Genomic DNA, 11,896 nt, shown 5'->3' with positions numbered 1-11,896 from the left:
CGAGGTTTATGGGCCTGTCACCCGCGATCCGGGCGCTGGCTCACCTGAAAATCTTAAAACCGTCACCAGCGGTTCGCTGGCAAACGCTTTGTGCAAATGTGCTCACAGAACACAGCGCAAGGCCGGAACATGACTCCACCAGTGAAATGCGTATCGGGTTTTTAGGAGCGCTGTAATGCCTGAGATCTATCATTTTTTCCAACAGCTGGTTAATGGCCTGACCATTGGCAGCACCTATGCCTTGATAGCCATTGGTTACACCATGGTTTACGGCATCATTGGAATGATCAACTTCGCCCATGGCGAGGTGTACATGATTGGTTCCTATGTGGCCTTCATCGCCCTTGCCGGGCTGGCCATGATGGGCATCCACTCACTGCCGCTGCTGATGACCGCTGCGTTCCTCGCATCGATCATCGTGACCAGTGCCTATGGCTACAGTATCGAGCGCGTTGCCTACCGCCCCCTGCGTGGCAGCAACCGTCTGATCCCGCTGATTTCCGCCATCGGCATGTCGATTTTCCTGCAGAACACCGTATTGCTGTCCCAGGACTCCAAGGATAAATCCATCCCCAACCTGATCCCGGGGAGCTTCTCCTTCGGTCCGGGTGGCGCACAGGAAGTGCTGATTTCCTACATGCAGATCCTGGTCTTCGTCGTCACCCTGGTGGCCATGCTGGGCCTGACCCTGTTCATCTCCCGCTCCCGTCTGGGCCGCGCCTGCCGGGCCTGCGCAGAAGACATCAAGATGGCCAACCTGTTGGGCATCAACACCAACAACATCATCGCCCTGACCTTCGTCATCGGCGCCGCGCTGGCGGCCGTTGCGGCGGTACTGCTGAGCATGCAGTACGGCGTGATCAACCCCAATGCCGGTTTCCTGGTGGGCCTCAAGGCCTTTACCGCAGCGGTATTGGGCGGCATCGGCAGTATTCCGGGCGCCATGCTCGGCGGGCTGGTGCTGGGTGTGGCCGAAGCGTTTGGCGCCGACATCTTTGGCGACCAGTACAAGGACGTCGTCGCGTTCGGCCTGTTGGTTCTGGTGCTGTTGTTCCGTCCGACCGGCATTCTGGGCCGTCCGGAGGTTGAGAAAGTATGAGCAGATATCTTAAATCGGCGTTTTTCAGCGCCTTGCTGGTATGGGCCGTGGCCTTTCCGGTGTTGGGTCTCAAGCTGAGCATTGTGGGCATCAACCTGGAGGTGCATGGTACCGGGCCCGTGACGCTGACCATCATCGCCCTGTGTTCGGTGCTGATGTTCCTGCGCGTGCTGTTCACCCAGCAGGTCGGTGCCTTGTTCAAGGGCAACCGTGGCCCGCTGGTGTCGCCCAAGGTCAGCCAGTTCCTGACCCTGCCGCGCACCCAGCGCTACATCATCATCGGCCTGATCGTGGCCGCGCTGATCTGGCCGTTTTTCGGCTCGCGCGGTGCGGTCGATATCGCCACCCTGATCCTGATCTACGTGCTGCTGGGCCTGGGCCTGAACATCGTAGTGGGTCTGGCCGGTCTGCTCGACCTCGGTTATGTGGGCTTCTACGCCGTGGGTGCCTACACCTACGCGCTGCTCTCGCATTACCTCGGCTGGGGCTTCTGGATCTGCCTGCCACTGGCCGGCATGGCGGCGGCCACGTTCGGCTTTTTGCTGGGTTTCCCGGTGCTGCGCCTGCGCGGTGACTATTTGGCGATCGTGACCCTGGGCTTCGGCGAAATTATCCGCCTGTTCCTGCGTAACCTTACCGATATCACCGGCGGCCCCAACGGCATCAGCAGCATCCCCAAGCCGACGTTCTTCGGGCTGTCGTTCGACCGCACCGCTGCCGAAGGCATGCAGACCTTCCACGAGTACTTCGGGATCGCCTACAACCCGGTAAGCAAAGTGGTGTTCCTGTACCTGGTGGCGCTGCTGCTGGCACTGGCGGCACTGTTCGTGATCAACCGCCTGCTGCGCATGCCAATCGGTCGCGCGTGGGAAGCCTTGCGCGAAGATGAAATCGCCTGCCGCGCACTGGGCCTGAACCCGACCATCATCAAGCTTTCCGCGTTCACCCTCGGCGCCGCATTTGCCGGTTTTGCCGGCAGCTTCTTCGCCGCGCGCCAGGGTCTGGTGACCCCGGAGTCGTTCACCTTCATCGAGTCGGCGATCATCCTCGCCATCGTCGTGCTGGGTGGCATGGGCTCGCAACTGGGTGTGATCCTTGCGGCCATCGTGATGATCCTGCTGCCGGAAATGATGCGTGAGTTCAGCGAATACCGCATGTTGATGTTCGGCGCCATGATGGTGCTGATGATGATCTGGCGCCCGCAAGGCCTGCTGCCCATGCAACGTCCCCACATGGAGCTGCGCAAATGAGCCGCGAGATCCTGAAAGTCGACAATCTGAGCATGCGCTTCGGCGGCTTGCTGGCGGTCAACGGCGTGGCCCTGACCGTAAAAGAGAAACAGGTGGTGGCGCTGATCGGCCCCAACGGCGCCGGCAAGACCACGGTGTTCAACTGCCTCACCGGCTTCTACAAGCCGAGCGGCGGCAACATCCTGCTGGATGGCCAGCCGATCCAGGGCCTGGCCGGGCACGAGATCGCCCGCAGGGGCGTGGTGCGCACCTTCCAGAACGTGCGCTTGTTCAAGGACATGACGGCGGTCGAGAACCTGCTGATCGCCCAGCATCGTCACTTGAACACCAACTTCTTCGCCGGCCTGTTCAAAACCCCGGCGTTCCGCAAAAGCGAGCGCGAGGCCATGGAATACGCGGAGTACTGGCTGGACAAGGTCAACCTGACCGAATTCGCCAACCGCCCCGCCGGCACCCTCGCCTATGGTCAGCAACGTCGCCTGGAAATCGCCCGCTGCATGATGACCCGTCCGCGGATCCTCATGCTCGACGAACCGGCCGCCGGCCTGAACCCTAGGGAAACCGAAGACCTCAAGGCGCTGATCAGCGTGCTGCGCGAAGAACACAACGCCACGGTGCTGTTGATCGAACACGACATGAAACTGGTCATGAGCATTTCCGACCACATCGTGGTGATCAACCAGGGCACGCCCCTGGCCAATGGCACGCCGGAGCAGATCCGCGACAATCCTGAAGTGATCAAAGCCTATCTGGGGGAAGCGTAAAATGCTGCAATTCGAAAACGTTTCCACTTTCTACGGCAAGATCCAGGCCCTGCACAGCGTCAACGTGGAAGTACGTCAGGGTGAAATCGTCACGCTGATCGGCGCCAACGGCGCCGGCAAGTCGACCCTGCTGATGACCCTGTGCGGATCGCCCCAGGCCCACAGCGGCAGCATCCGCTACCTGGGTGAAGAACTGGTGGGTCAGGAATCGTCGCACATCATGCGCAAGAGCATCGCGGTGGTGCCCGAGGGCCGTCGTGTGTTCTCACGCCTGACCGTGGAAGAGAACCTGGCCATGGGCGGGTTCTTCACCGACAAGGGCGACTACCAGGAACAGATGGACAAGGTGCTGCACCTGTTCCCCAGGCTCAAGGAGCGCTTCAGCCAGCGCGGCGGCACCATGTCCGGCGGCGAGCAGCAAATGCTCGCCATCGGCCGCGCGCTGATGAGCAAACCCAAGCTGTTGCTGCTGGACGAACCTTCCCTGGGACTGGCGCCGATCATCATCCAGCAGATCTTCGACATCATCGAACAACTGCGCAAGGACGGGGTGACGGTGTTTCTGGTGGAGCAGAACGCCAACCAGGCGCTGAAAATCGCCGACCGCGCCTACGTGCTGGAAAACGGCCGGGTGGTGATGCAGGGCACGGGGGAACAGTTGCTCACCGATCCGAAAGTGCGTGAGGCCTACCTGGGCGGCTAGCCCGCATTCGCTGGCGAAACCGGTTCTGAACGGTGGGAGGGGGCTTTGCTCCCTCCCACATTGGTTTTGGGTGACAGGCAGTTTTTTTGAATGCCCTTGTAATGAATATCGTCCTACCGCCTCTAGTGGTGCAGGCAGGCAATCGAGCCTGCTACTTCAACCCACTGCTGGAGACACACCATGACCACCAAACTGTCTGCCACCTCCCTTGTCCTGGCGCTGAGCCTGGCCGCCCTCACCGCCCCTGCCTTTGCCGCCGACAATATGCAGAAATGCTTCGGCGTCGCAGAAGCCGGCAAGAACGATTGCAGCGCGGGCGCCGGCACAACCTGCGCCGGCACCGCCAAAACCAAGGACCAGGCCAACGCCTGGAAACTGGTCCCGGCCGGCACCTGCGGCCAACTCCCCAGCACCACGTCACCGACCGGCTTCGGCCAGGAAAAGGCCTTCACCGCCAAGTCCTGATTCCCGCCAACCTGAGTGCCGATGATGACGCATTTACCCCACCACACGGTCTCACCGGCTCAGGTGCCCGGCTTGCCTTTACGGGCCGGGCTGGGACTGAAAAGCGAGCACTTCATTGAAGTGCTCGAAACCCGCCCTGACATCGGTTTTTTTGAAGTGCACGCCGAAAACTTCATGGTGGCCGGCGGGCCTTTTCATCACTACCTGGGCTTGATTCGCGAGCACTATCCGCTGTCGTTGCATGGCGTAGGCCTGTCCATCGGCGGCGAAGGCCCGCTCAATTGCGCGCACCTGGCGCGCCTGGCCACGCTGATCGAACGCTATCAACCCCAGTCTTTTTCCGAGCACCTGGCCTGGTCCAGCCATGGCCCGGTGTTCCTCAATGACTTGCTGCCGCTGGCCTACGACAACGCCACCCTGAACCGGGTGTGTGCGCATATCGATCAGGTACAAAGCACGCTCAAACGGCCGATGCTGCTGGAAAACCCGTCGACCTACCTGTTGTTCCAGCGTTCTACCCTGGACGAGACCGACTTCATCAGCGAGGTCATCCGCCGCACCGGCTGCGGCCTGCTGCTGGACGTCAACAATGTCTACGTGTCCTGCATCAACCACCAGCGCGATCCGTTGGCCTATATCGACGCTTTGCCCTTGCAGGCGGCGGGCGAGATTCATCTGGCCGGTTTTGCCGAAGACATCGACAACCTCGGCGACCGGCTGCTGATCGATGATCACGGCGCCCCCATCGACAACGCGGTGTGGCAGTTATACGAGCAGGTGCTGGAGCGCACGGGCCCGGTCGCTACGTTGATCGAGCGCGATAATCAGGTGCCGGCCTTCAACGTGCTGCAGGCCGAGGCGCAGCAGGCCGAACGACATTTATCGCAGGTGACGGCATGAGTACCCAGCACGCGTTTTGCGCCGCCCTGCTCGCCCACGAACCGGGTTGCCCCGAGGGCGTGTTCAGCAGTAACGGCGCCGACCCGGCCAGCCGTTTTGCGGTGTATCGCAATAATGTGCACAGCTCGTTGATCAATGCGCTGGCGACCAGTTACCCAGTGACACGGCAGTTGGTGGGCGATGAATTCTTCCGCGCCATGGCCGGCCTCTACGTGCAGACATGCCCACCCGGCAGCCCCTTGATCAGCGAGTACGGCGGCACGCTGGCGGATTTTATCCAGGCATTTGAACCGGCCCAAAGCGTGCCCTATCTGGCGGATGTCGCAAGACTCGAGCGCCTGCGCGTGCGCGCCTATCACGCAGCAGACATGCCGGCGCTGGATCAACCGCGCATGCTTGAGCAACTCAACGGCCAGTCGCGCCTGCAACTGCACCCGTGCGTCGCCACGCTGCACTCGCCCTACGCGGCCGTGACGATATGGGCCGCCCACCAGACCGAGGGCGCCATCGCCAGCGCAAACCCGTGGCAGGCGCAAGGTGCACTCGTGCTGCGCCACGGGCTGGCGGTCAAGGTCTTCAGTATCGACAGCAGCTCGGTGGCGTTTATCAACAGCCTGCGCCGAGGCAAGGCGCTTGAAACGGCCGTGGAGCATGCCCTCCAAGCCTCAAGCGAATTCGACCTGCATCAATGCCTTGGGCTGTTGATCAGCCACGGCGCCATCACGCATCTGCAACAGAAGGTATCGCCATGAACACATCAGCACCCTGCCCGGTAAAGCGTGCCATTGCCCTGTTCGAACGCATCCCCTACAGCCTGATCGCGTTCCTCGCGCGTTTCTCGATAGCGGCGGTGTTCTGGAAGTCCGGGCAAACCAAGGTTGAAGGCTTTGCCATAGACCTGATCAGCGGCACCTTTGAACTGGGCGCGCCCACACTTGCCGCATCGACCGTGCCGCTGTTTCGCAGTGAATATGCGGTGCCTCTGCTGTCGCCGGAAGTGGCCGCCCCTATGGCGGCGTTCGCCGAGCATCTCTTCCCGGCACTGATCCTGATAGGGTTCGCCACGCGCTTTTCGGCCCTGGCGCTGATCGGCATGACGCTGACCATTCAACTGTTCGTCTACCCCGACGCCTACCCCACACATGGCACCTGGATCGCACTGTTGTTGCTGCTGGTCGCCAAGGGCCCGGGCTGGCTGTCCATCGACCACTTGATCGGCCGTCGCTGCGGTTAAAGGCGATTCAATGCCTCGCCGCCGCGCCTGAACCACTCCACCAGATAATCGGCCAATACCTGAGTGCGCTTCGGCAAGCCACCCTGGTAGGGATGAACCAGGTACATCGGCATGCTCCGCGTCTGGTAATCACGCAGGAGCCAGCGCAATCGTCCGTCAGCCAGTTCCGCCGGCAAGGCGTAGGACGGCAGACGGGCGATACCGGCGCCGACCAACGCGGCTTTCTTCAGCAGATTGTAGTGGTTGGAGGCAAACGTGCCGCTCACGCGCACCCGCAGTAATTCGTGCTGCTGGTGGTACAGCCATTCCTCGCGGCCGCTGTAGTGGCTGTTGAGCAAACAGGTGTGGGCGGCAAGATCCGCCGGGGTCTGCGGTTCGCCGTACTGCTCGAGGTAGGCGGGGCTGGCGCAGGTCATCTCGTGCCAGGCCAGCAAGGGCCTGGCCACCAGCCGCTCATTTTCGATATCGCCCGCGCGTACCCCCAGGTCAAATCCGTCCCGCGCCAGATCGCGGTAGCTGTTGTTGAGCTCCAACTCGACCTGCACCTGCGGGTATTGCCTGGAAAACTCCAGCAACAGGCCGTCAAAGAAGGTTTCGCCCAATGAAACCGGAACCGTCATGCGCACCGGCCCGACCACATCGTCCTTGAGCCGCGCCAATGCCTGACGCGCGCACTCCATCTGCACCACCAACGCCTGCGCCTGGGGCAACAAGGCCACGCCGGCAGCGGTGAGGCTCAGCTTGCGCGTGGTGCGGTGCAACAGCACCACGTCAAATTGTGCTTCCAACTGGCTGATGCGCTTGGACAACTGCCCCTTGCTGCAGCCCAGACGCGCGGCCGCCACGGTAAAGCTGCCCGCTTCGATCAACACGGCAAAGGCCGCCAGGTCATCCATCTCGCTCATGGACTGTTTCCAATTGAAAACCAAAGGTTGCCTATTAGCGCGTTTATCCGTTTCAAAAGCCAGCCTAGACTGGGCCTCCCAACATTTATTTCGACCCAGAGGAACAGCGCGATGAAAATCCTGTTGATAGGCGCCGGCGGCACCATCGGCTCGGCGGTCAAGGCAGAATTGGCACAACGCCACGAAGTGATCAGCGTCGGCCGCCACAGTGGCGACTTCCAGGCCGATATCAGCGACAGCGCCTCGATCCGGCGACTGTTTGAACACACCGGCACGTTCGACGCACTGGTCTGCGCGGCCGGCAGCGTGAACTTTGTCGCGCTGGGCGACATGAGCGACAGCGATTTTGAACGGGGCCTGCGCGATAAATTGATGGGTCAGGTCAACCTGCTGCTGATCGGTCGCGAGTACGCCAACGACGGCGCCTCGTTCACCTTCACCAGCGGCATCCTCAACCGCGACCCAATCCGCACCGGTGCCTCGGCGGCACTGGTCAACGGTGCACTCGACGCGTTTGTGAAGGCAGCGGCGATCGAGTTGCCACGGGGCCTGCGTGTCAACTCGGTGAGCCCGACGGTATTGGTAGAAGCCATGGACAGCTATGCGCCCTACTTCCGGGGTTTCAAACCGGTCCCGGCGGTCGATGTAGGACTGGCCTACGCCAAGAGTGTTGAAGGCTTGCAGACCGGGCAGACGTTTATCGTAGGTTGAATTCAACGTCTGTAAGAAACACCTGAAGCTCGGCATCGGGCTTGTGATGCAGAGTCAGTCTGCGTAACGTGGCGGCACTTGTCAGGAGACCCGAAAATGCGTGCCGCCCGTACCCTTGCTCTGTGTGCCTTGCTCCCTCTGTTCGCCGCCTGCCAGATGTTCGAGCGGGAGCCTGCGAAACCGTCCACCGTCGGGCTGACCCGCATGCAAGGCGAACTCACGGCAGTGGGCGGCAAGCTGTTGTTCCAGCCATGTCGCGACCAGCGTAACTACGTGGTCAAGGACACCGGCGGCACCAGCATCCTGCAGGAGGCCGCGTCGCTCGCCGGCCAGCAAGGCGCGCTGTTTGCCGACCTGCGCGGCAAGTTTTCCGGGGTGGCCAGCGGCACCCAGGGTGAAGTCGAACTGCAACAGCTTTACCGCGTCGAGCGCTCGACGTCGGCCTGCGATGACCCCGATTTCAAGCGCATGATCCTGCGCGCCAACGGCCACAAGCCGGCCTGGGCACTCAACGTCACTGCCAAGGGCATGGTGCTGGAACGCGAAGGCCAGCCGCCGTTGCCGGTGCCCTATGTTGAAGAGCAACTGGGTGATGGCCGTTTCAACCTGATGACCGAGGCCAATAACCAGCACATCGAACTGTGGGTAGCCCCGCAACGCTGCGTCGACCCGGTCAGCGGCAGCCTGCAACACATGACCGCCGAATTGCGGATCAACGGTCAAGTCCAGCGTGGCTGTGCCGCTTTCGGTGGTTCGCGGGACGACTGATGGGCGCCTGCGCTGTTTTAGCATGACGGGAAACCGTGGTTGGGGCTTATAATCGCCGGTTTGCAAAACAGCCGGCCTGTTTGCCCGCCGCCTACCGGATCCTGTCATGTTACGAATCACCGAACTCAAGCTGCCCATCGACCATCCCGAAGAAGACCTGCGGCCCGCCATCGTGCAGCGCCTGGGGATCGCCAGTGATGACCTGCTCGATTTCACCCTGTTCAAGCGCAGCTACGACGCCCGCAAGAAAACCTCGGAGCTGTGCTTCATTTACACCATCGACCTGAACGTGGTGGGCGAAGCCGCCCTGCTGCTCAAGTTTGCCGATGACCGCAACGTCAACCCGGCACCGGACATCAGCTACAAGGTGGTGGGCCAGGCCCCGCAGGGTTTGACCGAGCGGCCGGTGGTGGTCGGCTTTGGCCCGTGCGGCATCTTTGCCGGGCTGTTGCTGGCACAGATGGGCTTCAAACCGATCATCCTCGAACGCGGCAAGGAAGTGCGCCAGCGCACCAAGGACACCTGGGGCCTGTGGCGCAAAAACGTGCTCAACCCTGAATCCAACGTGCAGTTTGGCGAAGGCGGTGCCGGGACCTTTTCCGACGGCAAGCTCTACAGCCAAATCAAGGACCCGAAATTCCTCGGCCGCAAGGTTTTGCACGAATTCGTCAAGGCTGGTGCGCCGGAAGAAATTCTCTATGTCAGCAAACCGCACATCGGCACCTTTCGCCTGACCGGCGTGGTGGAAAACATGCGCCAGCAGATCATCGCGCTGGGCGGTGAAGTGCGTTTCGAGCAGCGCGTGACCGACGTGCTGATCGAGGACGGCCAGTTGCACGGCGTGGTCATCGACGGCGGCGAGCAGGTCCTCTCCCGGCACGTGATCCTCGCCCTGGGCCACAGCGCCCGCGACACCTTCCGTATGCTGCATGGTCGTGGCGTGTACATGGAAGCCAAGCCGTTCTCGGTGGGCTTTCGAATCGAACACCCGCAATCGCTGATCGATGCCGCGCGCCTGGGCAAGTACGCCGGGCATCCGAAACTCGGCGCCGCCGACTACAAGCTGGTGTACCACGCCAAAAATGGCCGTTCGGTTTACAGCTTCTGCATGTGCCCAGGGGGCACAGTGGTTGCGGCGACCTCCGAGCCCAATCGCGTGGTCACCAACGGCATGAGCCAATACTCGCGTAACGAGCGCAATGCCAACTCCGGCATCGTGGTCGGTATCACACCGGACGTGGATTACCCGGGCGGTCCGCTGGCAGGCATCGAGTTGCAGGAGCGCCTGGAGTCGCATGCCTATGTGCTCGGCGGCAGCAACTACGAAGCACCGGCGCAACTGGTGGGCGACTTCATCGCGGGCAGACCGTCCACCGCCATCGGCAGCGTGGAGCCGTCCTACAAACCCGGCGTGTCACTGGGCGACCTGGCGCTGGCGCTGCCTGAGTTTGCCATCGAGGCTATTCGCGAAGCATTGCCGGCGTTTGAAAAGCAGATCAAGGGCTACTCGCTGCACGACGCCGTGCTGACCGGGATCGAAACGCGCACCTCGTCGCCACTGCGCATTACCCGTGACGATTCGCTGCAAAGCATGAATGTGAAAGGCCTGTTCCCGGCCGGCGAAGGTGCCGGTTATGCCGGTGGCATCCTGTCGGCGGGCGTTGACGGGATTCGGATTGCCGAGGCGCTGGCACGGGATATGTTGGGTATCGAGGCCTGATTGTGTTGTGGCGAGCGGGCTTGCCCCGCGTTGGGGTGCGAAGCGCCCCCCATCGAGCAAAACGCGGTGTACCTGATACTGCTCAGAGCCTGGTTCTGGGGCTGCTTCGCACCCCAACGCAGGGCAAGCCTGCTCGCCACAACAAGCCTTCTTGCCACAAAAAACGCGCTTGCCACAGGGGGCAGTTGCCTGCGCAGAGTGTGGGTGGTGTCAGATATTGGCGCGCCGGACGCTGTCCGGTAACGGCTCACCCTGTTCCACACTGGCTGCCACAATCGCGATCAGACCTTGCAGTGCGTACCCCTGGGTCGCCAGCCAGGTCTCGTCGTAATAAGTTGTGGCATAACGCTCCCCACCATCACACAAAATAGCCACGATCGAGCCCGACTCCCCCGCCGCTTTCATCTGCTGCGCGGCCATCAGTGCGCCAATCAGGTTGGTCCCGCTGGACCCACCCACCCGGCGCCCAAGCCGCGCCGCCAGGTAGTGCATGGCCGCCAGCGACAGCGCGTCCGGCACCTTGACCATCGCATCAATCACCTTGGGCAGAAACGACGCTTCGACCCGTGGCCGGCCAATGCCTTCGATCCGCGAACCGCAGTCCAGGCGCAATCCGGCATCGCCGCTCAAATAATAGTCGAAGAACACCGAACGCTCGGCATCGGCGCACAACACGCGGGTGCAATGCTGGCGATAACGCACGTAACGCCCCAGCGTCGCGGTGGTGCCACCGGTGCCTGGGCTGGAGATCAGCCAGCTCGGTTCCGGGTGCTGCTCAAAGCGCATCTGCTGGAAGATCGATTCGGCGATGTTGTTGTTGGCACGCCAGTCGGTGGCGCGCTCGGCAAAGGTGAACTGGTCCATGAAGTGCCCGCCGCTTTCCTGCGCCAGCCGTTCGGACTCGGCATAGATCTGCATCGGGTCATCGACCAGATGGCTCTGGCCACCATAGAAGGCAATCTGGGCAATCTTTTCCCGCGACGTAGTGCTCGGCATCACGGCAATGAACGGCAGCCCGAGCAGGCGTGCAAAATAAGCCTCCGACACTGCCGTCGAACCGCTGGAGGCCTCGATCACCGGTGCGCCGGGTTTGAGCCAGCCGTTGCACAGCGCATACAGAAACAGTGACCGCGCCAGCCGGTGCTTGAGGCTGCCGGTGGGGTGGCTGGACTCATCCTTGAAGTACAACTCGATGCCCGGCAGGCCCGGTAATGGCAGAGGAATCAGGTGTGTGTCGGCGCTGCGCTGGAAGTCCGCTTCAATGATGCGAATGGCTTCGCGGGCCCAGGTACGGTGGTCGCTCATCAGGAGGTTCTCAAGGGATTTCAACCAGGATATTAGGGGGTTTCCTACGTATCACACAGATACAGTGACGAC

General features: G+C 61.8%; 13 protein-coding genes. 11 read left to right on the top strand and 2 right to left on the bottom strand.

All coding sequences use genetic code 11. From position 1 onward, the window contains the following. Nucleotides 1-175: 175 nt before the first annotated feature. From livH to JOE32_RS23710, 8 genes are all read left to right on the top strand, one after another. Nucleotides 176-1,099, top strand: coding sequence for a high-affinity branched-chain amino acid ABC transporter permease LivH (gene livH / locus JOE32_RS23745; RefSeq protein WP_209989679.1), 924 nt, complete (start codon nt 176-178; stop codon nt 1,097-1,099). Continuing rightward, a complete protein-coding gene (locus JOE32_RS23740; protein ID WP_209989676.1) occupies nt 1,096-2,349 on the top strand; it encodes a high-affinity branched-chain amino acid ABC transporter permease LivM in 1,254 nt (417 codons plus the stop codon). Before livH ends, JOE32_RS23740 begins: the two co-directional genes overlap by 4 nt. Then, entirely contained in the window at nt 2,346-3,113 is a 768-nt protein-coding gene (gene livG, locus JOE32_RS23735; RefSeq protein WP_209989673.1) for a high-affinity branched-chain amino acid ABC transporter ATP-binding protein LivG, read from the top strand. The genes JOE32_RS23740 and livG overlap by 4 nt, the downstream gene beginning before the upstream one ends. A 1-nt stretch (nt 3,114) precedes the next feature. After that, nucleotides 3,115-3,816, top strand: coding sequence for an ABC transporter ATP-binding protein (locus JOE32_RS23730; protein WP_003231107.1), 702 nt, complete (start codon nt 3,115-3,117; stop codon nt 3,814-3,816). Nucleotides 3,817-3,996: 180 nt separating this feature from the next. Then, nucleotides 3,997-4,281, top strand: a complete 285-nt coding sequence (locus JOE32_RS23725) for a DUF2282 domain-containing protein (protein ID WP_209989667.1) — start codon at nt 3,997-3,999, stop codon at nt 4,279-4,281. Between the two features lie 21 nt (nt 4,282-4,302). Next, nucleotides 4,303-5,181 (top strand): DUF692 domain-containing protein, encoded by an 879-nt coding sequence (locus JOE32_RS23720; protein ID WP_209989664.1) that lies wholly within the window; start codon nt 4,303-4,305, stop codon nt 5,179-5,181. Next, the gene (locus JOE32_RS23715; protein WP_209989661.1) at nt 5,178-5,933 is read left to right on the top strand and encodes a DNA-binding domain-containing protein; all 756 of its coding nucleotides are present in this window, start codon (nt 5,178-5,180) and stop codon (nt 5,931-5,933) included. The genes JOE32_RS23720 and JOE32_RS23715 overlap by 4 nt, the downstream gene beginning before the upstream one ends. Further along, nucleotides 5,930-6,415: a DoxX family protein gene (locus JOE32_RS23710; protein WP_209989657.1), complete on the top strand. Its 486-nt coding sequence runs from the start codon at nt 5,930-5,932 to the stop codon at nt 6,413-6,415. The genes JOE32_RS23715 and JOE32_RS23710 overlap by 4 nt, the downstream gene beginning before the upstream one ends. Here JOE32_RS23710 and JOE32_RS23705 read toward each other — a convergent pair. Beyond that, nucleotides 6,412-7,320 (bottom strand): LysR family transcriptional regulator, encoded by a 909-nt coding sequence (locus JOE32_RS23705; RefSeq protein ID WP_209989653.1) that lies wholly within the window; start codon nt 7,318-7,320, stop codon nt 6,412-6,414. The two genes, JOE32_RS23710 and JOE32_RS23705, sit on opposite strands and share 4 nt — an antisense overlap. A 111-nt stretch (nt 7,321-7,431) precedes the next feature. Between JOE32_RS23705 and JOE32_RS23700 the strand changes: the two genes are divergently transcribed. The 3 genes from JOE32_RS23700 (at nt 7,432) to JOE32_RS23690 (ending at nt 10,519) form a co-directional block, all read left to right on the top strand. Then, nucleotides 7,432-8,031, top strand: a complete 600-nt coding sequence (locus JOE32_RS23700; protein ID WP_209989651.1) for a short chain dehydrogenase — start codon at nt 7,432-7,434, stop codon at nt 8,029-8,031. 96 nt (nt 8,032-8,127) lie between these two features. Then, nucleotides 8,128-8,799 carry a hypothetical protein gene (locus tag JOE32_RS23695; RefSeq protein ID WP_209989648.1) on the top strand — a complete coding sequence of 224 codons (672 nt, stop codon included), beginning with the start codon at nt 8,128-8,130 and terminating at the stop codon, nt 8,797-8,799. Between the two features lie 106 nt (nt 8,800-8,905). Next, nucleotides 8,906-10,519: an NAD(P)/FAD-dependent oxidoreductase gene (locus tag JOE32_RS23690; protein ID WP_209989645.1), complete on the top strand. Its 1,614-nt coding sequence runs from the start codon at nt 8,906-8,908 to the stop codon at nt 10,517-10,519. 210 nt (nt 10,520-10,729) lie between these two features. On the opposite strand, the gene JOE32_RS23685 is transcribed toward JOE32_RS23690, so the two are convergent. After that, nucleotides 10,730-11,827 carry a PLP-dependent cysteine synthase family protein gene (locus tag JOE32_RS23685; protein WP_209990718.1) on the bottom strand — a complete coding sequence of 366 codons (1,098 nt, stop codon included), beginning with the start codon at nt 11,825-11,827 and terminating at the stop codon, nt 10,730-10,732. Between the last annotated feature and the right edge of the window lie 69 nt (nt 11,828-11,896).

This window comes from Pseudomonas sp. PvP025 (assembly GCF_017832155.1).
GTDB lineage: Bacteria > Pseudomonadota > Gammaproteobacteria > Pseudomonadales > Pseudomonadaceae > Aquipseudomonas.
The sequence above is the reverse complement of the archived record's forward strand: the minus strand, read 5'-3'. Positions and strand labels throughout refer to the sequence as shown.